24 protein-coding genes are annotated in these 25,033 nt (G+C 42.1%); 1 reads left to right on the top strand and 23 read right to left on the bottom strand.

Annotated elements, in window-relative coordinates; genetic code table 11:
* Positions 1-48: 48 nt before the first annotated feature.
* A protein-coding gene (locus AC3RCI_RS07130; RefSeq protein ID WP_492528215.1) for an IS3 family transposase occupies positions 49-1,211 on the bottom strand; the annotation gives its coding sequence in 2 pieces (ribosomal slippage) (positions 49-947 and positions 947-1,211; 1,164 coding nt in all).
* Positions 1,212-1,439: 228 nt separating this feature from the next.
* Positions 1,440-2,177 (bottom strand): UMP kinase, encoded by a 738-nt coding sequence (gene pyrH, locus AC3RCI_RS07125; RefSeq protein ID WP_492528213.1) that lies wholly within the window; start codon positions 2,175-2,177, stop codon positions 1,440-1,442.
* A gap of 300 nt (positions 2,178-2,477) precedes the next feature.
* Between pyrH and AC3RCI_RS07120 the strand changes: the two genes are divergently transcribed.
* Positions 2,478-2,912, top strand: a complete 435-nt coding sequence (locus AC3RCI_RS07120; protein ID WP_492528211.1) for an Rrf2 family transcriptional regulator — start codon at positions 2,478-2,480, stop codon at positions 2,910-2,912.
* A gap of 54 nt (positions 2,913-2,966) precedes the next feature.
* Here AC3RCI_RS07120 and AC3RCI_RS07115 read toward each other — a convergent pair whose 3' ends face one another.
* The 21 genes from AC3RCI_RS07115 to AC3RCI_RS07015 all read right to left on the bottom strand — a co-directional run bounded on the left by AC3RCI_RS07115 (position 2,967) and on the right by AC3RCI_RS07015 (position 25,005).
* A complete protein-coding gene (locus tag AC3RCI_RS07115) occupies positions 2,967-3,329 on the bottom strand; it encodes a VOC family protein (protein ID WP_154892499.1) in 363 nt (120 codons plus the stop codon).
* Positions 3,330-3,541: 212 nt separating this feature from the next.
* Positions 3,542-4,210 carry a Type 1 glutamine amidotransferase-like domain-containing protein gene (locus tag AC3RCI_RS07110; protein WP_492529834.1) on the bottom strand — a complete coding sequence of 223 codons (669 nt, stop codon included), beginning with the start codon at positions 4,208-4,210 and terminating at the stop codon, positions 3,542-3,544.
* Between the two features lie 176 nt (positions 4,211-4,386).
* Positions 4,387-5,289, bottom strand: coding sequence for an AEC family transporter (locus tag AC3RCI_RS07105; protein WP_221807035.1), 903 nt, complete (start codon positions 5,287-5,289; stop codon positions 4,387-4,389).
* Between the two features lie 79 nt (positions 5,290-5,368).
* Complete coding sequence (locus AC3RCI_RS07100) at positions 5,369-6,802, bottom strand: aldehyde dehydrogenase family protein (RefSeq protein ID WP_492528209.1); 1,434 nt, start codon at positions 6,800-6,802, stop codon at positions 5,369-5,371.
* A gap of 20 nt (positions 6,803-6,822) precedes the next feature.
* A complete protein-coding gene (locus tag AC3RCI_RS07095; RefSeq protein WP_492528207.1) occupies positions 6,823-7,551 on the bottom strand; it encodes a GntR family transcriptional regulator in 729 nt (242 codons plus the stop codon).
* Between the two features lie 34 nt (positions 7,552-7,585).
* On the bottom strand, positions 7,586-8,989 hold the full coding sequence (gene sftI / locus AC3RCI_RS07090; RefSeq protein ID WP_492528205.1) for a sulfoquinovose isomerase: 1,404 nt from the start codon (positions 8,987-8,989) through the stop codon (positions 7,586-7,588).
* Between the two features lie 114 nt (positions 8,990-9,103).
* Positions 9,104-11,140, bottom strand: a complete 2,037-nt coding sequence (locus tag AC3RCI_RS07085) for an alpha-glucosidase (protein WP_492528203.1) — start codon at positions 11,138-11,140, stop codon at positions 9,104-9,106.
* A 36-nt stretch (positions 11,141-11,176) separates the two neighbouring features.
* The gene (locus tag AC3RCI_RS07080; protein WP_492528201.1) at positions 11,177-11,848 is read right to left on the bottom strand and encodes a DUF4867 family protein; all 672 of its coding nucleotides are present in this window, start codon (positions 11,846-11,848) and stop codon (positions 11,177-11,179) included.
* 111 nt (positions 11,849-11,959) lie between these two features.
* Entirely contained in the window at positions 11,960-12,628 is a 669-nt protein-coding gene (locus AC3RCI_RS07075) for a transaldolase family protein (protein WP_492528199.1), read from the bottom strand.
* A 147-nt stretch (positions 12,629-12,775) separates the two neighbouring features.
* Positions 12,776-14,191 carry an MFS transporter gene (locus tag AC3RCI_RS07070; RefSeq protein ID WP_492528197.1) on the bottom strand — a complete coding sequence of 472 codons (1,416 nt, stop codon included), beginning with the start codon at positions 14,189-14,191 and terminating at the stop codon, positions 12,776-12,778.
* Positions 14,192-14,544: 353 nt separating this feature from the next.
* A complete protein-coding gene (locus AC3RCI_RS07065) occupies positions 14,545-15,324 on the bottom strand; it encodes an alpha/beta hydrolase (protein WP_492528194.1) in 780 nt (259 codons plus the stop codon).
* Between the two features lie 334 nt (positions 15,325-15,658).
* Positions 15,659-16,549: an AraC family transcriptional regulator gene (locus AC3RCI_RS07060; protein ID WP_492528192.1), complete on the bottom strand. Its 891-nt coding sequence runs from the start codon at positions 16,547-16,549 to the stop codon at positions 15,659-15,661.
* Positions 16,550-16,827: 278 nt separating this feature from the next.
* Complete coding sequence (locus tag AC3RCI_RS07055) at positions 16,828-17,820, bottom strand: phosphotransferase enzyme family protein (RefSeq protein ID WP_492528190.1); 993 nt, start codon at positions 17,818-17,820, stop codon at positions 16,828-16,830.
* Between the two features lie 168 nt (positions 17,821-17,988).
* Positions 17,989-18,462 (bottom strand): hypothetical protein, encoded by a 474-nt coding sequence (locus tag AC3RCI_RS07050; RefSeq protein ID WP_492528188.1) that lies wholly within the window; start codon positions 18,460-18,462, stop codon positions 17,989-17,991.
* 365 nt (positions 18,463-18,827) lie between these two features.
* Positions 18,828-19,325, bottom strand: a complete 498-nt coding sequence (locus AC3RCI_RS07045; RefSeq protein ID WP_492528186.1) for a GNAT family N-acetyltransferase — start codon at positions 19,323-19,325, stop codon at positions 18,828-18,830.
* A 151-nt stretch (positions 19,326-19,476) separates the two neighbouring features.
* Positions 19,477-19,950 carry a DinB family protein gene (locus AC3RCI_RS07040; RefSeq protein ID WP_492528184.1) on the bottom strand — a complete coding sequence of 158 codons (474 nt, stop codon included), beginning with the start codon at positions 19,948-19,950 and terminating at the stop codon, positions 19,477-19,479.
* A 263-nt stretch (positions 19,951-20,213) separates the two neighbouring features.
* A complete protein-coding gene (locus AC3RCI_RS07035; RefSeq protein ID WP_492529832.1) occupies positions 20,214-20,771 on the bottom strand; it encodes a GNAT family N-acetyltransferase in 558 nt (185 codons plus the stop codon).
* Between the two features lie 459 nt (positions 20,772-21,230).
* Complete coding sequence (locus AC3RCI_RS07030) at positions 21,231-21,593, bottom strand: hypothetical protein (protein WP_492528182.1); 363 nt, start codon at positions 21,591-21,593, stop codon at positions 21,231-21,233.
* A gap of 193 nt (positions 21,594-21,786) precedes the next feature.
* Positions 21,787-22,251 carry a GNAT family N-acetyltransferase gene (locus AC3RCI_RS07025; protein ID WP_492528180.1) on the bottom strand — a complete coding sequence of 155 codons (465 nt, stop codon included), beginning with the start codon at positions 22,249-22,251 and terminating at the stop codon, positions 21,787-21,789.
* A 90-nt stretch (positions 22,252-22,341) separates the two neighbouring features.
* The gene (locus AC3RCI_RS07020) at positions 22,342-22,908 is read right to left on the bottom strand and encodes a DUF1361 domain-containing protein (protein WP_492529830.1); all 567 of its coding nucleotides are present in this window, start codon (positions 22,906-22,908) and stop codon (positions 22,342-22,344) included.
* Between the two features lie 456 nt (positions 22,909-23,364).
* Positions 23,365-25,005 carry an SNF2-related protein gene (locus AC3RCI_RS07015; RefSeq protein ID WP_492528178.1) on the bottom strand — a complete coding sequence of 547 codons (1,641 nt, stop codon included), beginning with the start codon at positions 25,003-25,005 and terminating at the stop codon, positions 23,365-23,367.
* Positions 25,006-25,033 lie beyond the last annotated feature (28 nt).

Here is a 25,033-nt window from a genome sequence, read left to right as displayed (position 1 = left end):
AAATTGGTCATAACCCTGTCAAGTAGACAGTACAAAAAAAGACAAGATTTAAGCTGCGGCCGTTTCCCGGTATTCTACCGGGGAGCGGTCGTTTAGTTTTTTCTGAAATCGGTTTTGGTTGTAAAACAATATGTATTCACTCACTTGCTGTTCAACCTCTGCTTTGTTTGCTGCCTTATTCAAGTATATTTTCTCGGTCTTTAAATGAGAGAAAAAAGACTCAATACAAGCATTATCTAAGCAATTTCCACGCCTGGAGTGACTGCCTAGCATGCCGAGCTGGTTTAGTTTACGGTTAAATGGCTTCGACGTATATTGAAATCCTTGATCTGAGTGTAGGATTACGCCATTCAGATCCACGTGCTGACGGAGTCTATCCAGCGTGTCATGAACTAAAGCGAGGTCATTTCGTTCAGAAAGATGCCACGCTACAATTTCGTTATTGTATAAATCCTGAATAACAGAGAGATACACAAAGTGTTCTCCAGCACGAATATAGGTAATGTCCGTAACCAGCTTCGTTCGTGGTGTATCCGCCTGAAACTGACGCTCCAGCCGATTCGGGTTCACCACAGAGGCTTGTTTTCCAAAGAATCGACGCTTTTTTCGAATGACAGAACAGATACCTAATTGTTTCATTAATCGGTGCACTTTTTTGTGGTTGACCCGAAGGCCCTCCCGCCGTAAAGCTACGGTCATTCGAAGATAACCAAAGTAAGGATGCACGCGATGGATGGCAAGCAAATGGGATTCTAGTTCATGTTCTTTGTGTCTACGCTCTTTTGCCGCTGCTATGCTTTTTCTCCACTTGTAATAACCCGAGCGGGAAACCGCAGCTAACTTCAAGAGCCGAACCAGACCGTGGCGTGCCCGTAGGTCCTCAATGATTTGAAATCTGGCCGCTTTACTCGTCACTCCTTGTGTAGATTTGGATACTGCTTTTTTAAGTATTCAATCTCCGCCCGCAAGTACGCCATCTCTTCTTCCATACTGGAAAACTTGGTTCTAAAGCGTCCCCGTTTGGGTGTGGCAGGTTCTAGACTCATTCCTTGTCTCGCTTTGGCTGCCCACACTTGTACCTGAGATTTATTTTGAATATCTAAACGTGTCGCTACTTCACGTATACTCATATGTTCTTCGTTGACCAGCCGGACTGCCTCCAATTTCAAATCCAAAGAGTACCGCCGGAATGTTTGCCCTTTTTTAGCCATGAAAAAATCCCCTTCGTTTACATGATTAAGTTCATCTTAACAGATGTCTTTTTTCTCATGTCTACTAGAAGGGGATAATACCAAATTAGCGACTCCCCATGGAACAAGATTACATATCAGTATAAACACAAATCCACTCCTATGGCGGAGTGGGTCTGTGTTTATAACTTTCTTTTATGGAACTATCGTTCCGCTAAAATCAAGGAAGAGTATTATTTCTAACATATTTCATTCCAACTCTAAAACGGATTCGCCACTAATTATCGTACCGTTATTCTTACCTTCACAGATTTCTTTCATCGAACCTGGTTTATCGAAGTTAAACACATGCATTGGCAGATTGTAGTCTCTTGCTAAAATGAAAGCGGATTGGTCCATTACCTTTAAGTTGTGTTTTAAAACGTCGTTGTAATGAAGCGAACGAAATTTCCTTGCATCCTTATCCAATTTAGGGTCTGCATTAAGAATACCGTCAACACCTTGCTTCGCAACTAACAAAGCGTCACAATGAACCTCAATGGCTCTTTGTACCGAAGGATAGTCTGTTGTAACGTATGGTTGACCATTCCCCCCTGCAAAAATTACAAGATAGCCTTTTTCTAGATGGTGGATTGCTCTCAGACGGATGTATGGTTCTGCAACTGAAGTAATAGGTATTGCCGTCATTACACGTACTTCCTTTTGGGTCTTGGCTTTAAGAACTCCACGAAGCATTAAACTATTTACTACAGTCGCAAGCGTCCCAATGTTATCAGCTTCTGCCCTTTCGATCCCCCAGCTTTCCGCCATATTCCCTCTGAAAATGTTACCCCCACCTATAACTAACGATACTTCAACGCCTAAATTCACTACTGACATAATTTCATCCGCAATATACTCTAACCTTTCTGGCTCAAAACCAAATTCAGAGTTTCCTGCTACTGCACCACCACTGAGTTTAACGAGAACCCTTTTGTACCTTGACAATGATTACACCCCCATAAAATAAAAACACTAAAGCAATAAATGCTTTAGTGTTCTAATGGAATGGAAATATGAAATTACGCAAGTCGACTGAATGTAAGTCTTCTGTTTCCACCTCATACTCCCACCCCTTCATGTTTTTTCCATCAAGTGATTTTACATTACGTGACGGTAAATTGCAATGATGAGAATGGTAATGTTTTTGGAGGTGATCTTTGACCCACCTGTTTACCTGCTGATGATGCCGTCGATTGACCTGTTCTTTAAATGAAACTATACTATTTAGCAAAGAAGGTGAGTAGATTGAAACAAATAAGTAGTCGCTTTTCGATGGCCGTCCATATTCTTTCCATGATCTCGCTGGACCCCCTATATAGTACAGGCGATCGAATTGCCCGTAGCATCAATAGTAACCCTGTCGTAATTCGAAGGATTATGGCCCAGCTCAAAAAAGCAGGTTATATTGATACAAAACCAGGAGTTGCGGGGGCCTCTCTTCTGATCTCTCCTGAAAAATGTACCCTACTGAATATCTTCCAAGCCGTCGAATCTGTGGATGGAAATCAGCTTTTCAAAATTCACAAGGATACGGACCCCAATTGTTCTGTAGGAATGAACATTGAATCCATTCTATTACCCCAATTCTCTAATGCACAGAAGGCTATGGAGCAAGAGCTAGCTTCTGTTACCCTAGCTCAGATTGTAGAGCAGCTACGGATAAAGGCAAATGTAAAATAAAGCTACTCCATCAGAGGAGTAGCTTTATTTTACATTTAATGATTTTGCACCGAGTCAAACAGAAGCTTGCACAGGCTCAACATATTCAATAAAACTACCATCAGGATGCTGAACAAAAACGCTTGGACCAATGGGACCATGCTGATCTCTGACGATAAGGGTATTTTGTTTTTTTAATTCTGCCTTCAATTCGTTCATGGAATCAACATACACCACTGCACGGAGTGATCTAGCAGGCTCCAAGGCCTCTGCACTTCCAGATACAATAACGTAAGGATATACTGTGGCTAAAGATAAGCCAGCCTCGGGAATATTCCACGTGCGATCCATAGATCGGTTAGCAAGAGATTCATAATATGTAACAGTTAACTCCAGTTGCTCGGTAAAAACGGGTATAAAATGATTTATGATCTTCATGTTAACCTCCAGTTTTTATTTTTTACATATAACCATAATGGTTATAACTAATTCAGTTATATATAAATGTTTTGACCTTGTCAAGCTTTCAAAAAGGATCGACCTCAACTAAAATGCCCGTTAGCAGAACAAAAGCAGCCGATCTACGTGATCGGCTGCCTTTCTTGGTAATAATGACTTATCGTACCCCGTTACCACAGCAGTGAGGAATCTTAGAGCGTAAAATACCTCCAATTCCCTTCGGAAACCACTTCTACTGCTCCATCGATCACCTTAATGGCGGTTTGATCATCGATTGCATATGCCGGCCCTTGAATCTCTGCGGCCCAGCTCTCAGCTGCAGCCATAGTGTTATCTGGCAGCATGACATGATCAAGATGCGGAAAAATTGCAAAATCAACCAGTCCCAGCGTTTCATCGCCACCGGTAGGTGAAGTCCACCCAACAAAAAATTCCCCGATCTTAGGTGCCATCACCATACTGCCGGCGCTCATTCCCACATAAACGGCCTTCAGTGAAGGCAAGAGGTCTGCCAGTCCGGATTGCCGCATCCAATGGTATAGGAAGAGAGCGTCGCCACCCGATACCAGCAAGACGTCTGTTTCCCGGACCAGGGGCTCCCAGTGGTCTCTACTGATGCTTGGCAGTGCGGTGAGCTCCAGCACACCTACAGACTTCCAGCCGAGGTCGACCATGGGGTTCTCGGATTTCCCGCTGATGAACTGCCAGGTTTTGACGCCTGGGCCAACCCAGGGGTGTCCGTACATCGCGGTGGGAATGCACAGGGCGTTGGAGTCGGCGATCGGCTTGTCCAACATGCCAACTAACGCGTCGTGTAAGCTTTGGTTATTAACACCTGCAGAAGTTAGTAATAATTTCATACCCTCACTCCTAGTCACTTGACTTTCATCAATTCCTCATCAATATGTTCGATAAAATGATTATCCTATCCTGCCCGGTAGTTGAAAAAACAGCCGATCACTTTGGTCAGCTGCTTTGTTGGTTTTATTGCGTTGCCTAATCCCCTTCCCCTTCCCCTTTCCCTTCTTCTGAAATATCACAAAACAAGTGTGAAAATAATTGGAAGAGTAACAAGGCTTGCAAGTGTACTTATCAACGTGGCACCTGAGACAAATTCAGGTTCCGTGCCATATTGAAGGGCATACATGGTCGTATTCGCTGCAGTCGGCATGGCCGCCATAATAATCATGATCTGTTTGACCATTGGATCCACTGGGAGTACTAAGGTGAAGAGATATGCAATAAACGGGGAGATCATAAGCTTAACCAGCAAAGAATAACCCAGTCTTGCTTCCTTTATGTTCTTAAGCGAAATATTCGCAAGCTGCATGCCCAGCACAATCATAATCGTAGGAATAGCGGCATCCGCGACCAAGCTCACCGCCTCTAACACAGCACTGCTCAGCGGAATGTGTAACAATTGAAACAAGGCCCCCATAATCCCTCCGTATACAATGGGCATCCGCTTAACTGCTCGTAATGCAGAGCCGATCCCATCTCCTTCCGGACTGCCTTTAGCAGCATAATATACACCTACTGTGCACATCACTATCTGCTGAATGACCATTAAAACGATAGCTGCATCCAGCCCGGCCGCTCCGAATAACAACAGCACGACAGGAGTCCCATAGTTCCCGTTGTTCATGAAGGAAGAAGCCAGAATAAGGCCGCACGTTTCTTTCATCGAATACTTTTGAACATATGCGAGCAGATACACAACCAGGATTAAGAAAAAGCACAAGGCAAACGTATAAATCGTAAGATACAAGTAATCCATATTAAAATCTGTCGTATAGAACGTTCGGAATACCAGTACCGGAGACATTAGATATAACGCCATTTTTGATATATTTTTCGTTTCAAATCCTATTTTCTTCTGTCCTACATAACCGATCGCAAAGATTCCGAATATAGGGAGGAGTATCGATAGAAATTGCATTTCATTCACCTACATTTAAGTTAATTGCATGTAAAAAAACCTAGAAACAAAAGTTGCCTCTAGGCTGGGTATCTATCATTTACAGATTGAAGACGATGATCCGTTCCTCTGTCATTTCTTCGATTGCATATTTAGGGCCTTCTTTACCCGTACCACTTTTTTTGACTCCGCCATATGGCATATGATCTACACGATATGCTGAAGCATCATTCACAATAAGACCGCCTACTTCAATTTCACGTGCTGCCTTCATGGCGAAGTTCAGGTCATTGGTGAACAAACCTGCCTGCAGACCATAATCGGAATCATTCACACGTGCAATGACTTCGTCTTCACTAGAGTAAGCAGCCACAGCAACAACAGGTCCAAAGACTTCCTGTCTGCACACTTTCATATCATCGACAACGTTGCTCAGAATGGTAGGATAATAAACGGCACCTTCACGTTTGCCACCAATCTCAATATGTGCTCCTTGTTCTACGGCTTCCTTCACCCAAGCTTCTACCCGTTCCGCTTCACTGAGGCGAATCATGGGGCCAACATCCGTCTTTTCATCCACCGGGTTACCTACCACGATGTTCTTCGTTTTCTCAATCAATTTGGCAATAAAAGATTCATAGATATGTTCATGCACGTAGATCCGCTGTACTGAGATACAGACCTGACCTGCATTATTAAAACTCTTCTGTGAGATCAGCGCTGCAGCTTTGTCCAGATCAGCATCCTGATGAACGACAGTGGCGGAGTTATTCCCTAGTTCAAGTGCCACTTTGCGGAGTCCTGCCTTGGATCGTATCAACTCTCCAACACGTGGGCTTCCTGTAAAAGTAAACATGTTGACATCTTCATTTTGCAGCAACCAATCGCCTATTTGTGCTCCATCGCCTGTCAGTACATGCAAACGTCCATCGGGTAGACCCGCTTCTTGCAATAATTCTGCCAGCATCAGGGCACATATCGGGGTTACTTCTGCTGGTTTTAATACCACGCTGTTACCCGCTGCAAGCGCAGGGCCAATTTTATGGCATACGAGATTCATCGGTACATTAAATGGAGTAATGGCTGCGATCACACCCACAGGGACTTTGACGGTAAAAGCCATTCGATTCTCAGAACCAGGGGCTGCTTCTACCGGAACACCTTCGCCCTGAATTCGCTTCGCTTCTTCAGCAGATACCTGCAGCGTTTGTGCTGCACGCTCAACTTCACCACGGGATTCTCGAATGGGCTTGCCAACTTCTGCGGCTAAAACCTGAGCAAATTGCTCTTTTCTTGCGAGCAGCAATTCAGCTGCTTTCATCAATACCTTATAGCGCTCATAAGGAGCAAACGGCTCTTTCAATGCTTCTTTGGCAAATTTCACGGCCTGATCAACATGAGCCTGTGTCGCTACAGCGACTTCAGCAGCAGGTTCTTGGGTGTATTTATTTTGCACCGTCATCGTTTCTGCAGTGGTTACCCACTCGCTGTTCATGTATAGTCCGTATGTTTTCACTTCTACTTCGTTCACCATTCAGATCACTCCTCCGAGCATTATCGTGTAAGCTCAATATCGTAATGATATTTGTCGCTCCGGAATTTCGTCGTTGTAAACTCAAGTGGTTTATCGTCGTAACCAAAACTTAGTCTTTGCATTTCCAGCAAAGCTTCACCACCACGAATACCCAGTAAGTCGGCTTCATATAAGGTCGCATTAATGGCGGATACCTTATCCTTAGCTCGTTTTAGATTAACTCCGTTATTTTCAAGAATCTCATAAAATTTGGCATCATTTAAATCATATTTCTCCAAGATCTTTCCTATGGACGCTGGCCAGCACGAACGCTCAAGGGCGATCGGAGTCTCATCCGTAAAACGAATCCGTTCAATAACGAGGATCTCTTCCCCTTCCTCCAGCTCAAGCATCGAAGTTTCATAATATAGATGACTCATAAAACCAACACGTAACAATCTGGAATTGGATGTCAATCCTCGTTCGGTCGCTTCTTCAGCCAGACCTTTTAATCTGCCCAAACTTCCTCCGAAAAGAGGCTGTGCTTTGACAACCGTTCCTCTGCCTTGCGTTTTCTCCAGCAAACCATCTTGTACAAGCATATTGATGGCCTGGCGAAGTGTTGTACGGCTCACATCAAACTCTTGCATTAACTCCTGCTCTGTCGGTATCAGATTACCTGGGGTCCAGATCTTATCCTGAATTCTTTGGATAAGAACTTCTTTTACTTGTAAGTACAGAGCAGCCTGCTTATTAGGAACGTTCTTCAACAATATCAAACTCCTTTTGCTTTCTTGGGATCTTTTAATTCCCGGATCCAACACCAGTTAGCAAATAAGAGGCCCTTTTCTCTCTAGTTCGCGGTGCAGCGTATAGTTTGGTCTCAATACGCAGCATGCGACCTAATTCAACCAGTTCATCTGCAACATCTCCATATACGAGAGCGAAGTGAGGTTCATAACCCGCATGCATCATCTCATAGAGCGTGTCCGTTACATCTGTTTGTAGAGCGACTTCAACTGAAGTACCTGAAAAGGGCTGCTCCACATCTAGTGCCTCTCCTCTAAGAACTAAAAGGCGATATCCTTCTGGAGTATGACTTACTCTAAAGATAGTCACTTCTCCTGCTTTTAATCCAAAATCCATGGCAAAACCTATTTTTCGATTCGGATGTACACCAGCTGTAGCCCCTGTAGCCGGGTTAGCGAGAGAATAGGCACCAGCACCACAGTGCCAGAACACAACCGAATTGGAATCTTCATTCACATGAACAAGATCACCCAAATACGGCGCTTTCCCTCCAGAAAGCTCTCTTAAAATAAACATGGATATGGAACCGTGAATATCCGACTCACATGAGGTTACCAACCCATCCTCCGTAAATTGAGAGAGTGTGGAGCAAGGTGCTGCTCCTAGTTCATTAAAGAAATCAGGCCAACAGCGCATCGCAAGGGCACTAATTTCCTCATGTTCAATTTGCTTTTTGATATACGTGGAGAACTGTGCAAACTTCTTGACCGTCTCATCCTTGCGGTTGAGTCCAATCACTTGCTGTTCTGCTCGATCAATTTCAGGAGTCCATTCTTCTTCAGGAAGATGCACGCATTCATCAAATGCCTGCTGCAGATCAAACTTCTGCAAAGATACGCCAAGCGTCTTTTTAAGTTCAGGTTCACTCGCATCCGAGAAAAAGAAACCTGGGGGATAGTCACCAACAACGCCTATTTTCATTTTGCTCAAGGCTTTTATGACCTTCATGACGTTTATTTCTTTGACCAAACGGGTCTGAAGAGCTTCCTCATCCGGATTTCCAAGCACAAACGCAAAAGGATGGTTATGATTACGCAGCACGTTACTTGTGCTATTTCCTCCAGTGAGTGAGTTTAAGCGCAAGCGGCCTCCTACACTCGGTTCACGGACCGACCATACAATCACAGGTTCACGGAAATAATCCAAGATTTGGACCATGAATTCTCCATCGGCAAACGTGACACTCTGATAAAGGATGGTATCGATCTCCTGATCTTTCACCGATTCTAAAAAGTCCTTCAAATATTCTGGCGAGGTCAGGATCTGCTTCGGGGCGATTACCCCATCACCATATGCCTTCGTCAGCCAATCCAAACTTTCTCTATAGTAAGTTTCCGCTATTTCCATATCGAATGTTAATCGTCCAATAGGTACATATAAAATAGTGGTTTGTTTCATGGAATTACCTATGCCTCCCTAATATAACCACCTCGATCATTGGTAACTATCATAATATCATACATCATTACCTTTGCACGAGGTCATTACTTGTCGAAGTGAAAAAAAGTTAGATTATAATTGTCCTACTGTTTTAAAGAGATCCTTCCACATGGAATCCTTGCGATAGAAAACAGGAGGTTGTCCTATAGGAGCAGCAACAGTTACCGACCCACCTCTGTATTCTTTCCCAGTCCATAGATGAATCCACTCATCTTCTGGAAGATAAAGTTCCCATTCGGTCTGTGCTTCTTGATGAACTGGAGCGACAAGCATATCCTTACCGAATAAATATTGATATTGGATATCATACGTCTTCGGATCGTTCTCATAATGCATGAATAACGGGCGTTGCACAGGTATCCCGCGTTCTGCATTTTCTTTGACAAGAGACTTCGTATACGGAGCAAGGGTTACAAAAATATTCGACATTCTTGCAAAGTGCTCAAGCGTTTCTTCATCTCCGTCATATTGGAAACAATCATCGGGGCGATTGGCTTCATGCGTACGCATCATCGGTGTAAAAGCACCCATATCCGCCCATCTCATCAGTAACTCTTTGGAACGTTTATTGCCATGCAGACTGGTGTATCCCCCAATATCACTGTGATGCAGTCCACATCCAATCATGCCTGAGGACAATGCAGCCGGAATAACCGAAGCAAGACCATCGTCAAGCGACCAATCCACACTCTGATCTCCACCCCACAGCATCGTGGAATATTTCTGAACGCCGGTATAGCCTGCCCGCATGAAATAAACAATTTCACCGAGTTTACCCGCTTCAGAGACGGCATCATAATTGGTTTTCGCCCACATCGTTGGCCAGGCATTATGCATGAGTTTCGGATCACTACCGTCACTGAGCACCACATCTGTCGGCAAATACTCTCCGAAGTCAGCCATCCATCCGTCAAGTCCAAAATCAATCATATTGTCTTTGATCACTTGCTTGTACCATTCGGTTGCCTGTTCGTTTGTGAAGTCTACAACCCCACAATAAAACTCTCCAAAATCAACGAGGTACGTTCCGCCTTCTTGATTCCGTGCAAGATACCCCTTTTGTTCCGCTTCTTTGTATAATTCACCCTCAACAGCAACATAAGGATTGATATACCCAAGGAAACGGACTCCCTTGCTTTTCCACTCCGGAATTTTCGTATCGAGCTCTGGATATTCCTGTGGATTCCATGCCCAATTCCACATTAATCGTTTACCGAAAGAAGTAATTCGCTTGCCCTGCCAGTCCTGGCACCATACGCCTGCTACTTTAATCCCTTTTTCTTCGGCTTTAGCCAGTTTCTCTTCTACAACCTGGGTACCGCCTTGGATGCCAAGAATAACGCCGTTATACACCCAGTCTGGCAGTTCAGGTTGTCTGCCAAATAGCGCTGTGATCTTCTCGACCAAACCAAGATAAGTCTCGGCAGTTTCAAACAGCATGTATTTCGGCACTTCCCATACCTGGAGCTCATGAAAAGATTCATTACGGAAGTCAAAATCAGCGTAAGCTGTGGTTTCCGTGTGACAGTAGTACTTCTGAGTAGAAACATACGTAGGCTGAGGGAAATTCGTATTGTAATAGTCCCCGCCTGCCTTGTCTTTAACATCCGCTTGCCAGGTGATATAACTATTTTTATTCCGGCCTACTCCAGGCTCGGACGTCCACAGCGGGAAATTTTTGCCTCTCATATTGAAGTGAGATAATTGTTCTCCGCAACCATACACTTTCTCCGTCGGATCAGCAGCTATTCGAACCCAGAAACGATTGGTTTTGGTGTCATGCTTCGTATACTCAAGCTTTAAACGTTCACTCTCGACCTTCACCTGAAGGGAAAGAACACGCTCGCCCTGTTCATGTCCACGAAAATCGATACGATATTCCCCATTCTCTTCCTGAACTTGGGTATAACGCAGAGCCACACGCTCGGAGACATAGTCCTTGATGTTAAAATTCCCCCGATACATATCGATGCTTTCTTCTCCGTACCCTACGTAAAATGCAGGCTGCTCGATCGTATGCTGCATGAGCAGGACTCCGTTAAAACGAACTTTAAAGCCTTGATTCAATACGGAAACTTCCAACCCTTTTGACATGCTGATACTTGACATCACACTCTCTCCTTCCATTTGAAACCGTTTACGAATCTAGGTATATATACGAATGTTCTCGCCTTCAATGCCCACATGAGCCCCACGGCGAACGAGCACTTCCCGCTCAGGATGGACTAGCAGCCATTTATTTTTCATAAACAGGAGTTGATCTTCATCTCGATGCTTTTCGCACGTATGCTTTAAGGGCTCATTTGTGCCCACCGGTAAAATGACAACGGTTTTGAACCCTTCCTCTTCGACCTTACACGGACCAAAGTGCAGCGTAGTACCATATAATTCAATAGCCGTACCTTGAGGGACATAAAATGCAACAGCTTGAGCTGAATCATAGGTGTTGTTTTTGATATCTTGAACCTTCCCGAGTAAAAGGACCATATCGGTTACAGCAACATTGATCTCGCTGCTTTTGTGATATTCCAGCCCATTCAGCGTCGAATTCGCGCCATTACAATAACCGATTTGGATAGATATTTCTCCGTAGAAGGAGGCTTCAAGCTGTGTTTTGATTGTTGAAAGCTCCATCTCGGGAACTGACGCCACGTACTCATTCTGATCTTGAGGAATCTGCAGGCTGTTCATATATGGCAGTAATTCATCAAACGAATAACCTTCAATGATATTGCCGTATTCCAGGAAAGCAGTATCCTGAACATGATAAAAAGAAAGATGTTTGTTCTTTTGCCGAAGCCGTTCATATACAGTCAAGATCACTCTCTCCCCTTTACGATGGTGGTAAAAGCTGCCTCCAGCACCGCAGATGCATGACTTGGACTTGGAGGCACTCAGAATGGAACATCTATACCTTTTTTAGAGCACTTATTCTTCAGTCTTGGTTTGATCCCAAGCATTACGGAATTTATCCAATCCATAGGTTGTGAACGCATGATGGAAGCTTTCTCTGAATACGTCGAAGCCACACGTTACGATATCTGCACCGGCTTTGGCTGCATCGACAATTTGTTTACCGTTACGAAGAGCTGCCACAATGATTTCGGTATCAAACTTATACGTCTTGTAGATGTCCGCGATATCTTGGATGTATTGTGTAGTGTCATCACCGCTATTTTCCTTCCATCCAACAAATGGTGATACGAAACTTGCGCCGACTCTTGCAGGTTGAAGCGCTTGCGAGGCAGAGAATACAAGGGTTACATTCGTGTTAATCCCCTCTTTTTCAAGTTCTTTTGCTGCAATGAGACCGGATTCAATACATGGGATTTTAACAACAAAGTTGTCAGACATCTTGGCAAGTTTTCTGCCTTCCTCTACCATGATTTTTGCATCATCTAGGTGAGGATTGATTTCAACCGAAATCGGGAAGTTTTTGACGCCTCTAAATTCCGAAGCGAATTCACCCAGCAATGTAGTTAAAGGTTTGCCGCTATTCATAACGTGACGAGGGTTGGTTGTCACCCCATCAATAGCCCAATTCTCATATGCATAACGGATCTCATCCAGAATAGCACTGTCCAAAAAATATTTCATATCCAATTCCTCCTAAGAATAATGTCATATACATAGTTATCTTTCTTAATAGATAGTAACCTTTATATCATCATAAGGAAATGCCACTCATTTTTCAAGGGGTGTGTTAAAAATAGATGTTTTCGTCATTAACATTCGTTCTGACCTTTAGGCCGACGCCTTGTTTCTCCGTTCATTCAGATCCAACACAATCTGTTTATACTTATCTTCAGACAGTTTATAGAACCAGGCCATAACGATAATCGTAGCAAGAGCCAGCACACCTGGATAAATAAACATCAGTCCACGAATACCCGCAATGGCTTCGCTGCTCTGTACCACGTTAGGCACATAACCTACAAGTCCAAGGACTACCCCAGGAATAAATCCTGCAAGCGCTTGCGAGAGTTTACGGCAAAATGTAAAGAACGAATACACTACACCCTCCGAACGTGTACCTGTCTTCCACTCTCCGTACTCAACAGCATCGGATACGAGCGCCCAGTTGAGGCTGTTCACGAAAGAGCTTCCAAAGAAAGCAAAGCAAGCCATAATGATAAAGATCGTCGCATTATTCGCAAAGAAAAAGGCGAGTCCATCTCCAGCTGCCCATATTGCACAACCTAGAATATAAGTATTTTTTTTACCGATTTTTTTAACGAGACTTGGTACAAGGGCAACTCCGATAAATACACATCCGATACTGAAAAAGCCCATATACGGAATAATAGAAACATCTTGAAGAACGTACTGTGCATAATAGATTTGAACAGCGAGCTTCACGTTAAAAGCAGAAAACGTAAATAGATTCACCAGGCAAAGAATCAAAAGTGGTGCGTTTTTAAATAATCCTTTGTAGCTATCGATCAAATTAATTTTCTTCTCTTGGTTAGGCTTCTCATAAACAAAACGTTCTTTAACGTTGGCATAACAGTATAGTTGGAACAGCACTCCGATAATGGAAAAAACAACAACTCCAACCAAATATCCTGTGGACTGGCTATCAAACATCAGGACAATCGGCATAAAACCAACCGTAGTAATTAAGAGACCCAGATTCGAACCTGCTTGGCGGAAGGAAGCCAGCTGCGCTCTCTCTACCGGATCTTTGGTCATTGCGGGTACCATGGAACCGTATGGTATGTTAGAAATACTATATACCGTACCGAATAACATATAGGTCGCGTAGGCCCAGATCATTTTCCCTGTCAAGGTGAAATCCGGATTCATGAAGCTTACGACAGTGACTAGAGCAAGCGGAATCGCAGTGTACAGAATAAATGGTCTGAATTTGCCTCTAGGTCCGATTTTTCTCCGATTATCCACCCATGTTCCGACCGTGATATCCGCGAAGGCGTCCCAGATCTTGGTAATTAAGAAGATAAGTCCAGCTGTTGCAGACGGTAGACCCAGGGCATCCGTGTAGAATTTAAGAAGATAAATCTGTCCTAAATCGAACATGAAGTTGTTACCGACATCCCCCATACCGTATGCGATCTTTTCCTTGAGCGTTAATTTCTTCGGCTTTGTCTCGATCGGCGCACTTGTTACCGTCTGACCTGAAGTAGCAAGATCTGTTTTCATGGAAATTCTCCCTTTCTGTTCATACAATGAATGCGCTACCAATTACCATTAAAAAAAATCGCTTTCATGATTAATCGTTCGGGCGTTCCCATCCCCTTTCAAAAGTGAATTGGTTTTAGGTTTGTTTGGATTATAACATAGTTATCTTTAAAGGAAAAGTAGTTACCTTTATTTGCAACTATTTTTATTTCTCAGCTGTTATTGAGATGACAGGAGTATACAGCATCCTGCCCGTAAGGTAAACAAAAAGCAGCTGATCCCAATGAATCAGCTGCTTTCTTAATTGTATAGCGTTAACGTTTCCCGTTAGTTCAATGATCATCATTTCTACTTTGGATAGGTCACAGTACATGTCATGCACGATCTAAAGGAAGCCATTTCAACACGTCTTGAATCGTTTTATCCCAGAAGGCCCAATCGTGTACACCTGGCTCTTCAGCGTAAGTGAAATCCAGGGAAGATCGCTCAAACGCTTCCTTCAGATCAATATTTAGATCGTACAGGAAATCATTCGTACCGCAAGCTTGGTAAAACGCGGGTTTGGGTCCAGCTGTGCGATCATTGGATTGAATCAGATGATAAAGATCGTTATCCGTTCCTGCATGTGGCCCGTCTCCGAATGCGAGACGCAGAAACGGAGGAAACTCGCCGTCCGGCCCCGGGCTCCAAAACGGGAAATTACCCGTCGAAAGTCCAGCCGCCGCAGCGAACATATCAGGTTTGCTTAGCGCCCATTTGAATGCGCCGTAACCACCCATCGATAACCCAGCGACGAAATTTTCCTCGCGAGCGTCTGATAGTGGAAACAAGGACCGGGCAATCTGGGGCAGTTCTTCCATCAGGAAGGTGCCGTACTTTCCTCCGTACGCCATATCCGTGTAAAAGCTTAATTGGACTTGAGGCATCACGACAGCAAGGCCCAGCTCGGAAACATAGCGTTCAATCGATGTACGTCTCATCCAAATCGTATCGTCATCAGAGCCACCATGCAGCAGCCAGAGAACAGGATGCCGTTCCCGGATAGCGACGCCTTTCATCCCTATTTGCCCCTTGGTTGCCTGAGGTACAATAACGGTCATTGACGTGCTGAGTCCTAACGTTTCCGAGAAGTAATTGCATCGAATCATAGCCATTGTACATTCTCCTCACAAATTATTTAAACAACCACATTCCTTTTCCGTCCGGTCAATGCCGGTTGTTATCGTTGCAATCTAGACCCGATATATATGCTTAATTTCATTGTAAAGGAAGCGCTTTCATATTTATATACAACAAATCCGACATATTTTCATTTCATAATTCGAGTTTTAAAGTATGTTTGAGAATTCATAGACACACTTCCCATTAATCTGCTGCTTTCTTTATATGAGTGAACTAACGTTTCCCGCTAGCAAAATAGAGCAGTTGCGAAGTGCAAACTGCTCTATCTGTTTTAAGTATATTCAAAGAAGAAGCTCTCTGAAACAATCACAACTCATTTATTTTTCTTACCGCAAACCATAGTTCAACGAAATTAAGCCCGTCTTTAGCTCCTGTAATTTCAAATTCCAACCCATCGACCTGTTCGTATCCAGCAGTAGGAAGCCATTCGGAGAAGAACCGTCTATATAATGTCTCAATGGTTTCATCAAATTTGTCCCAAGTGAACAGATCAGAAGAAAAAATTGCCCAGGTTTGAGCTGGTATGGTTACACTTGTGTACCCCTCAGTTTTACTTGAATCCCCTTTGAATGCGGACAGCATATAAGGAAAATGATCCTCATCTGTTTTTTTGTAGCTACAAACAGCATGTACTTTATGATAGTTCTGATTTAAAAAGGTTGGTAGGTTTCCAGCATTGTCTGCCAGCCTTTCAACCTCGCCGTTAGCATGGCATTGCTTCCATAATTCTGCTGGAGTATCTGCTCCATTTAATTGAAATACTTTTTCAATACCGAATACTGGAAAGGATTCTTTTGTCTCAATACGATAGTTCATAGCCTTTTCCCCTTTAATTGAAATAAGGAAGGAAAGCCGAGGAAAGGCTTTGAGGGAGGTCCCTTCTTCTCGGGCCATTGCTGGATTAACACCATGTAATAATTGAAAAGCCCTTGCGAATGAAACTGGAGATTCATAACCATACTTTATCGCAATATCAACTACTCTCAGATCACTATTCTGCAATTCAATTGCAGCGAGAGTAAGCCTTCTTCTCCTTATATATTCCGCAAGAGACACATCTGTAATGAATGAGAACATTCTCTGGAACTGATGTGAAGAACAACAAGCACATTTAGCAACTTCTTTCAATTCGATCTTTCCAGTTAGATTCAATTCAATGTAATCCAATGCTCGGTTCATCCTCATCAGCCAATCCATCTGATCCCTCCTCTTAACAGAAGTATAGTTTTACTACATTTTCATATCGCAACAATTTGTGCACGATTAAGTTTCCTTGGAGAATTCAAGTCGATTCTAAAAATTAATTATATAGCACAAAGAAGTTCTTATTAAAGTTAATTCTGAACGTAGATAATGTTGTATGCTAGTCTGCCCGTTAACTTAAAAAAAACAGCCGATCAATGTGGTCGGCTGCTTTCTTCTATTATTGAGTTATCGTTCCCCGTTAGCTTAATGAGTATCTTCCGTTTAGTGGTTCAAAGCTCATCGATCAACGATATACCTTTAGTAATCCTCATTTTACTATCTTTCAAGAAATCGCGAGTCCAGTCATCTGGTTTGCTTAGATCCCAGCTTCGATACATGCCAACAACCACAATGATTTCGCGAAGTCTAAGGAAGAGTTTCATCATATCCTTCCAGTTGTCTGGCATTCGTCGGCCATCCACTGTATAGCCTAGCTCGAAGTTCTTTATAAACAGATCATATTGGACCTTTCGTTCGAATTTCGAATCTTCACCGAATACATATAGCAAGTAATACAGCTGTATAGCAATATCCTCGACATACCAACTGTACTGGCACTCGTCGAAGTCAAAGAGAGTTAATCCCCCAGCTTCATCCATTGTGAAGTTTCCCACATTAATATCTCCGTGAATCAAACCAAAATTATCTGCATTAACAGGCAGACTCGCCAATTGTACTTTAAGTTCATCAAGGGCAATAAGGATCGGTTGAAGTTCTAACGGTAAATAATCCTTGGCTCGTAAGAGGTATTCATTTGACTTCCAAGTGTGCCTTTTGGCAATCGTAGGCTTGTAAAGTTTCGCTAATTCATGAAGTCGGCCCGTTATACGGCCACACTCTTCATAAAGGTTAGAATTGCCCAGACATTCTGGATATCCGATTTTGCGGCCTGGTGCATGTTTAAAGGAGGTTACGTAAAAATCTATTTTATTTCCTTGAATTAGTTCGCAATACTCTCCATTCATTGAAGAAATCGGTTCTGATACTGCTATACCACCCTCTGAAAGATAACGAATCCAATCTATTTCTGCTAGAAGTCCTTCCGATGTACGAAGAGTACTCGGAGTGAAACGAAGAATATACTTTAATTCATCGCGATTATAGGAATAAATAAAGTTTTGAAAACCTCCAATGTAAGTAAGTTCCTCTTGGCTGACCCCATAACGCGCGGCGCCTTCAGCGGCATGTTCGTCCAAGAACAATAATTTTATTTTTGGGTCCATTAGTTCTCCTTAGTTATAAAGAATAAGGTATAACTTTATATCTTTTTTGCCTGTCTGCTTGAGTACAGCTCTTTAGAGACAGACTCCAACCATATTTATAAAGCCTATAAAATGCAGACAAACTACTATCTTTGATAAATTTTTTAAAGTGCCTTTTAGAATGGAACATTAAAGACCTAATTCCTCATACGTAGAAGCAATTCGGGTAGATGATGCACCTTTTAAAGTGCCCGTCGATGTGAAGTTAACATAAAACGTACCTGCCAAAGGCATCTTACCCCATAGGTTGTCAGATTCTCCAGGGGCAATAGTAAGACTTCCCCATACTTTTCCCAGAGGAGAGTGCTGTGTTATAGTAACTATCATTTTTGTTGTTCCTGAATTTTTCATTTGCAATTTAAGCCAAGGTATATCATCTGAAATTACAAGCATTTTTGAATCACTTGTTCTACTCCCATCAAAATTTATGGACCATGGCTTATCAGATGCGAAAGGAACCCCTGTTTCGTTTCCAGTTTGCTTGATCAGCACCGGTGGTGGTATGGGTACGAATACTTCTTTAGCAAATGCGGAAGATGCCACACTAAATATACTTGCAGCAGAAATTGAAGTAGCAAAAATACGTTTGATTGCTTTATTCATCTAAACACCTCCAAAATTGTATCGGAACGCCCACCTCTACTTTTGATTTTTTGGGATTTACAGGAGCGGATTGTTCGTTTTCTTCTACCGAGTAGTGCTATTGAGACCATTATAACGTATCTACCTGCGGCTCAATTCTTGCTGTTAACCTATTTTTACCTCTGCTAATTCTAAAATAGAGAACGCTATAAGTTGCTGTTAAGTTATGAGGATCTAATAAAAGAATTTCACTCCATAAAGGTATACAAAAAAGGATCGTTAGCATTTCTGCAACGATCCCTATCATCATCCCCTAGATGTAAACCGCAGTTGATCACTTAATTCTTTTATATTAAGCTAACGATTCCCGTTAGCTTAATATACCCCTAAAATAATTTAGACATAAAATACTGGTCGAAAAGTTTTCCATTTATCAACAGTGAGTTTCTTTTTATTCCTTCTATCTCAAATCCCATTTTTTTATATAGAGATACTCCTGCTTCATTTTGAATGACCACTGTAAGTTCTAATCGTAAGATATTATGAGCTCTTGCCCATTCTTCTAACCTTTGAAATAGATTTGTTCCTATACCACGCCCTGTGTACTCTTCTAAAATACCTATAACTAGGTAGGCTGAATGCTTTGTTCTTCTTGTGTCTCCACCAATGACTGCTAGATAACCTACTAACTTTCCAGCTTGTTCTGCAACAAGTACGGTTGAATTACTCTCCTTGTTCACTCGTTCCAACCATTTACGTTGTTGTTCAGAAGAACCTTTTCTTTCTCCTGGTTCCATAAGCATAAAATTAGCCTCGGTTTCAACTTCCTTCATTAGCAAATCAAAACTTTCAGCATCCTCAGGTTCTATCTCTCTGATAAACATTGAATCCCCCCATAAATAATACATATCCAATATTATACATCTTATTGAACTAACCTTCCCGTTAGCTGAACAAAAGCAGCAGATCGAGTTGATCAAGCTGCTTTTGTTTCTTGAGCTATCTTTCCTCGTAAGTGTAGTTCTTGCTTAGGAGCTACAAGGATGTGGATTTGTAATCTTCCTTCAAACATTGTTTTGCGATGTAAAAAATCTGTCCCATGTGTTCCGAAAAGTGAGCAGCGCATTGATGCAACATATCTAGATTGGTTCTTTCTCGACTCCTCACCATTTGCTTTTGCTCTAGTGTCTCATCGGAAATGTTTCTTATCGTATCGATAACGAATTGGAGTCTTTCTGCACAGATCTTTTCTAATTCAGACTTCTCAACAAAAAAATGTGTTAGTTCTTCTTCTCGGTTTCTAGGGATTTCTTGGTGTAATATTCCCTTCAAGATTCTTTCTTTAATATTCCCTTCTATATGCCTAATAAGTGTTGATATACTGTGGCTTGATTCATGGGGTCTCCAGTTGAGTTGTTCATCATCTAATTGACGAATTGCATTAAGAATTCTTTTCCGAATTTCTTCAAACTTTTTTATTAACCATTCTCTATTAAAGTCATGTTTCAAACCAATTACCTCCGTTTGAACTGAAATATATTCAAGTTCATTCGATAAGTTTATTGTGTTATCCTGCCCGTTAGTCGAAAAAAACAGCTGATCACTTTGACCGGCTGCTTTCTTAGTTCTATTACTTTAACGTTTTTCCGTTAGTTCAATAGAAAGAGCAGGCTGTGGTTGCCTACTCAAAAATATGTGTAATCTACCCTTTAGTTCAACGAATATCGAATAACCTTGTCTATTACTAAACCTATGAATAAGGAACAACCTCTCTAATTACTCACTTTTTCAGAACTCGTGCTGAAGCGAAAGACTAGCTTTTCTCCATCTTCAGGATGATGACCAAGTTCTTCGGAGTATTTCCCGTTGGTACATGTGTTAAGTGTTTTTCTCCAGAAACGTTTCGCACGTTCGTTTCGTTCGGTGGGATTTGTTTGCAATTCCCATTGCCCTGGCATCTTTCCAATAATCTGTCGCACCGCTTCTTCTCCAACACCCTTTCCTCGATAATTACGTAATAGGAAGAACTCATTCATGTAATAATCGATATAGTGAGGACAGGGTATGAAAGGGGAAGTAGCCACAAAAGCAAGCCCTGCAGGTATATCATCCACTGTGATCAGATAAGGGAATAATATGTTCGGGTGTTCCCACCAAATATCAAACACGCGATTCTGTTCCATCAAAGTTCGGGTATCATCATTCTCAAACACCCCATAACGATTGATTTTGTGTTCCCATACTTCAGACAAATCATGCAGATAAAGAGGATAAATATTATTGATAATGAACTTCTCCTCCATACCGCATAGTCTAGCGGTAACATTCAACTTATTTACTTCATGATTAACGCAATCCATTTTGCAACTCCTCCGATTCCGATACTCTCAATCAACCATATTACTGATACCATAATTCTTTCCTAGCAACAGTATAAGGTGAATATCGCATCCTTTATAGGCAGAGTATTTATATATTCATTTTTTACATAACAAAAGGCCCGTGTTGGTTTTATCCAACATGAGCCTTTTGTTATGCCTGCGTTTTATAAACAATCTTCTTCATGCTGCCATGGGATAGACAGTAGGAATTCGCAAGTTGATCCACATGCATACCCTGCCTGAAAAGCTTCCGAATTATACCCAATGATCCTGAGGTGATTTTAATACTATGCCCTTGTTAAATTCAACTAACCTGCCCGTTAGGTGATTAAAAAAACAGCTGCTCATATGATCAGCTGCTTTCTTAATTGTATTAAACCAGTGTTTACCGTTAGCGTAGCCTGGGTTCTAAGAATTCATCACATTAATATCATCTACCTTATAGCCATTAAGACCATCTCGTCTAAACGTCATTTGAACTGTCTCTGGCCACTCTCCTTTCATCACTGTCATTTCTAAAATAAAATCAGCCTCTACATTATCCGAACCTTGGATTGGTAACAAGTGAACGTTCGCGTACAAAAAATTGTCACGGTACTTTTGACGAAGAGCACTCATTATTTGAGGATTTAATTCAATGATCAACGTCTGCTGGATTAACGAGCATTGACTTATGTCTGTTACTGACTGAGTTTCTACAGCTAAAGCTGGAGTTTGGCTAAGCAAAGTCAAACCGAGCGCTAAAACCATTCTTAAAATGATCTTTATCAAAAGCAAGCACCTCATAGTTGGAATACTTTATTTTATCCAAAATGAGGAGTTGAATACGTTTTGAACTAAGTTATCCCATTACATGAACAAAAGTAGCCGATCACACTGGTCAGCAGCTTTCTTAATTTTGAGTCCATCTGCCTCATGATTTCGTTAATGCATTCTGTCTCTACGAAGATCAAATACTTGCTGCTCAGTCCCAGTGCTTTTCTAGCGCTTCTTCACTCTGAGAAAAACCATTTCTTGAATAGAATTCAACGCTCTCGCTGCTTGGCCAAAGAATGAGAAACTCGACCTCATTCTCTTTTGACCAATTTTCCATAGCATTATGGATTTTTGACCCGATACCTAAGTTTCTGAAAGCCGGACGAGTATAAACATTGGTAACGTAACCGTAATAAGGGTCTGAAGATTTTCCTGGACGCGGAACTTTATGTATTAGCTGCAGGTACATATGTGATACAAGACTTCCACCACTTTCTGCAATCCAAATATACCAGTCTCCGCTTTGGATTGCTTTTAGCAAAAACTCACTACATATCTGGTTAAATTCCTCAAATGTAACGACATTATTAGCATGCTCCTCTTCTGAAAAATCCCAACGCATTTGTACAAGCTGAGGTATATCCTCCGATGTTGCCAAACGAACTAGCATCATTCATCCCCCTATTATTGTAAATATTAAAATTTATCTTATCAAACTTTCACGCTAACCTTCCCCTTAGCTTAATGAGTTAACGGGCAATATTCATCCTTTACTAGACCTTGCAGTCAACAAGGATACCATAACGTATGCAAATATTTGTATTATAAATACAATGGCCACAAATTCAATAACCATGTTGTTCCTTGCAACAAGATCATGCACGATATCCATAACAATTTGCCAAGGCCTGGACAATATATCCCATGAATTCCATCGATTAAATCTCCCAATGTATACACCCAAACTACTCAACATTAAAATAACGCCAATAACCATCATGTTAATGTACTTACTGAATAACTTGTTTAACACACCATGTATTTGAAGGATCGAGCACGTCGAGAGAAGTAAGCCTAGTATGGCTACGGCAAATGTTAGGGTGAGGTTATACCAAAAATCAATATTGATCCAAAATTGTGTTCCTTCCTGAGCATTGAAATATCTGAATGAATGCAGGATTTCAGTAAAAAGGTATGCCGAATTAGGCAAAAAAAATAGCCAACCCGCACTCATCGGCACCATCCAGATCAGACTCATTTTCGTTAATTTCTTATTGAATATGTATCTAATGCATGATGAGATGATATATGGTACCCATGCTAGGAACATATCCCAGGTTAAGAATTGATACATATTCGTATCAGATTTGATACGTAAATACATCGCAACACCTAAACAACATAACGTAACCACTAGCAAGGTTAAAATAAATCGAAAATCTTGAACAGGATGTTTGTTATCTTTCATTTCGTTGGTTCCCAATCCTCTCCCTGGGGATTTATAAATGCCTTGTTGTATTCTCCTTAAGATCGGTGCTTTGTAAAAATCGGGGATCTTATTTTGGAAGAACCCCTAGTAAGAATCATCTTAACAGAAACGTTTATTACAGGGAAAAGTTTGCAATCGAAGAAGTGAATTTCTTTTTACGTTAACCTGCCCGTTAGTTGAACAAAAGCAGCTGATCATTTTGACCGGCTGCTTTCTTAGTTCTATTACGCTATCGTTTCCCGTGTATAACCTATAAACTGCTGCACTAACCTGCCCCTTACGAAAGTCACAATTCCTTTATAGGACTTGATTGATAAGCGATTGGGTCTTGTTAAGATTCTGAATTGGCTTTGTAATCGATAAGTCGTGAGGGTCGATTATCTTGTCCGATTGAGATTGCTTGACGCCTAAAACGTCTAGCATGACGGGATCAGAACCTTCCTCTGAATTTAAGTAGACTACTGTGATTCTCTCCTTTTGTCCTTCCCTGTTTAATCGACCAATGATTTGCTCGTGTACCTTAGGCGACCAATCCAACTCTCCGAACAATATAGTTGAACAGCGGTACTGCAAACCGTCCAACCCTGCACCACTACGCAACGATAATATGAATACATTCGTTTCCCCTTGAACAAACCGCCTGACGGATTCAGTCTTCTGTATATCCGACTCACTGCCTGTATACATAGCTGGACAATAGTTTGTCAATTCCTTAAGCCATATTTCATAAACATCCCGATGCCATCCGACAAGAAGCAGGGGAACTCCTGTATCTAACAAGCGCTTGGCATATTGGGCAATACCCGCTGCCTTAGCCACACCCGTTGTCTGTCTCATCAAAAGCTCCAGTTCACGTGCTGCTGAACCACGTTCCAGATATGTCCCTTGGGAAGCCCTTAAGGCAAGTTGTTTTGCTTGAGCTTTTATCGTTTTTAACTTAAGTAGATCGGGCTCTACCACTTTAACGATCTGGTTGATCGGAGGCAATTGTTGGCCAACCTCGCTTTTCGTCCGCCGGAGCATAACATTCTGCTCACGTAGGAAACTGCCTAGCACAACCGGGTCATGAACTTTCCGGTCACTGTGGCACCATTCCCGAATAAACTCTGAATAGGTTCCCAATAGGTTGGGGTCGAGAAATTGTAAGACATTCCAGATCTCGGTACCGTAGTTGTAAATCGGTGTTGCCGAAAGACCCAACCGAAATTCTGCTCCATCGGACAAAATTTTCGCGGCCTCGCCTTTATTACTTGTGAGACCGGTTCGAAGTTCTTGAATTTCGTCATAAATGACACATTGGAAGTGGCCATCTGCAAAGAAGTTCTTCCAACCGGCAAGCTGACTATATTTGAACAAATACACATCTGCATCAGGGATCGAATACGGTCGCGTTCTTTCGATTTTATGAACAATAAGTTCGGTGAATGATTCAATCTTCTCTTTCCATTGGTTTTGAAGATGGGCCTGAACGACAACAGCAGCAGGATGGGTGTCCGGTTCCAGCAACATGCCAGCCGCTGTGTACGTTTTTCCAAGACCCAGATCATCACCGAGGAGTAGAGATCGACGTTCTAAACACAGATCGATTGCCTGCGATTGATAATGGCGAATCTTCTGTCCAGGTTTCAGTCCCGGGCGCAGAATGGGATCATAATCAGGAGTGAGTATCTGTTCCAGATACGCTTTTGTCTCAAAGAACTTATCGTGGCCACGCAAAAGTTTAGCTCTGTCTTCCGGACTTATCTCCATCGGATATCGCTGAATAAACCAGGCAAGATCCACACAAATATTCGATCTGTTTGAAAACCAAAAAGTGCCCACTTGTTTCATTGCTATGCGTGGAAATAGCTGCTTCAAGCGAATGGAGACATGTGGATGGACTCCACTTAACTTCCACCTACCGCTCACCAGTTCGATTTTTCCGTACATCGTTCCCATTTACCCACCTTCCAAAGGATCATTATAT

It is taken from the genome of Paenibacillus sp. MT124 (genome assembly GCF_058792755.1).
This window is presented reverse-complemented; position numbering and strand designations above follow the sequence as displayed.

What these genes read in the sequence shown, in the direction of transcription:
- AC3RCI_RS07115 (WP_154892499.1), bottom strand. Translation starts at nt 3,329, where the DNA reads ATGAAGATCATAAATCATTTTATACCCGTTTTTACCGAGCAACTGGAG.
- AC3RCI_RS07110 (WP_492529834.1), bottom strand. Translation starts at nt 4,210, where the DNA reads ATGAAATTATTACTAACTTCTGCAGGTGTTAATAACCAAAGCTTACAC.
- AC3RCI_RS07105 (WP_221807035.1), bottom strand. Translation starts at nt 5,289, where the DNA reads ATGCAATTTCTATCGATACTCCTCCCTATATTCGGAATCTTTGCGATC.
- AC3RCI_RS07100 (WP_492528209.1), bottom strand. Translation starts at nt 6,802, where the DNA reads ATGGTGAACGAAGTAGAAGTGAAAACATACGGACTATACATGAACAGC.
- sftI (WP_492528205.1), bottom strand. Translation starts at nt 8,989, where the DNA reads ATGAAACAAACCACTATTTTATATGTACCTATTGGACGATTAACATTC.
- AC3RCI_RS07085 (WP_492528203.1), bottom strand. Translation starts at nt 11,140, where the DNA reads ATGTCAAGTATCAGCATGTCAAAAGGGTTGGAAGTTTCCGTATTGAAT.
- AC3RCI_RS07075 (WP_492528199.1), bottom strand. Translation starts at nt 12,628, where the DNA reads ATGAAATATTTTTTGGACAGTGCTATTCTGGATGAGATCCGTTATGCA.
- AC3RCI_RS07070 (WP_492528197.1), bottom strand. Translation starts at nt 14,191, where the DNA reads ATGAAAACAGATCTTGCTACTTCAGGTCAGACGGTAACAAGTGCGCCG.
- AC3RCI_RS07065 (WP_492528194.1), bottom strand. Translation starts at nt 15,324, where the DNA reads ATGGCTATGATTCGATGCAATTACTTCTCGGAAACGTTAGGACTCAGC.
- AC3RCI_RS07060 (WP_492528192.1), bottom strand. Translation starts at nt 16,549, where the DNA reads ATGGATTGGCTGATGAGGATGAACCGAGCATTGGATTACATTGAATTG.
- AC3RCI_RS07055 (WP_492528190.1), bottom strand. Translation starts at nt 17,820, where the DNA reads ATGGACCCAAAAATAAAATTATTGTTCTTGGACGAACATGCCGCTGAA.
- AC3RCI_RS07050 (WP_492528188.1), bottom strand. Translation starts at nt 18,462, where the DNA reads ATGAATAAAGCAATCAAACGTATTTTTGCTACTTCAATTTCTGCTGCA.
- AC3RCI_RS07045 (WP_492528186.1), bottom strand. Translation starts at nt 19,325, where the DNA reads ATGTTTATCAGAGAGATAGAACCTGAGGATGCTGAAAGTTTTGATTTG.
- AC3RCI_RS07025 (WP_492528180.1), bottom strand. Translation starts at nt 22,251, where the DNA reads ATGATGCTAGTTCGTTTGGCAACATCGGAGGATATACCTCAGCTTGTA.
- AC3RCI_RS07020 (WP_492529830.1), bottom strand. Translation starts at nt 22,908, where the DNA reads ATGTTCCTAGCATGGGTACCATATATCATCTCATCATGCATTAGATAC.
- AC3RCI_RS07015 (WP_492528178.1), bottom strand. Translation starts at nt 25,005, where the DNA reads ATGGGAACGATGTACGGAAAAATCGAACTGGTGAGCGGTAGGTGGAAG.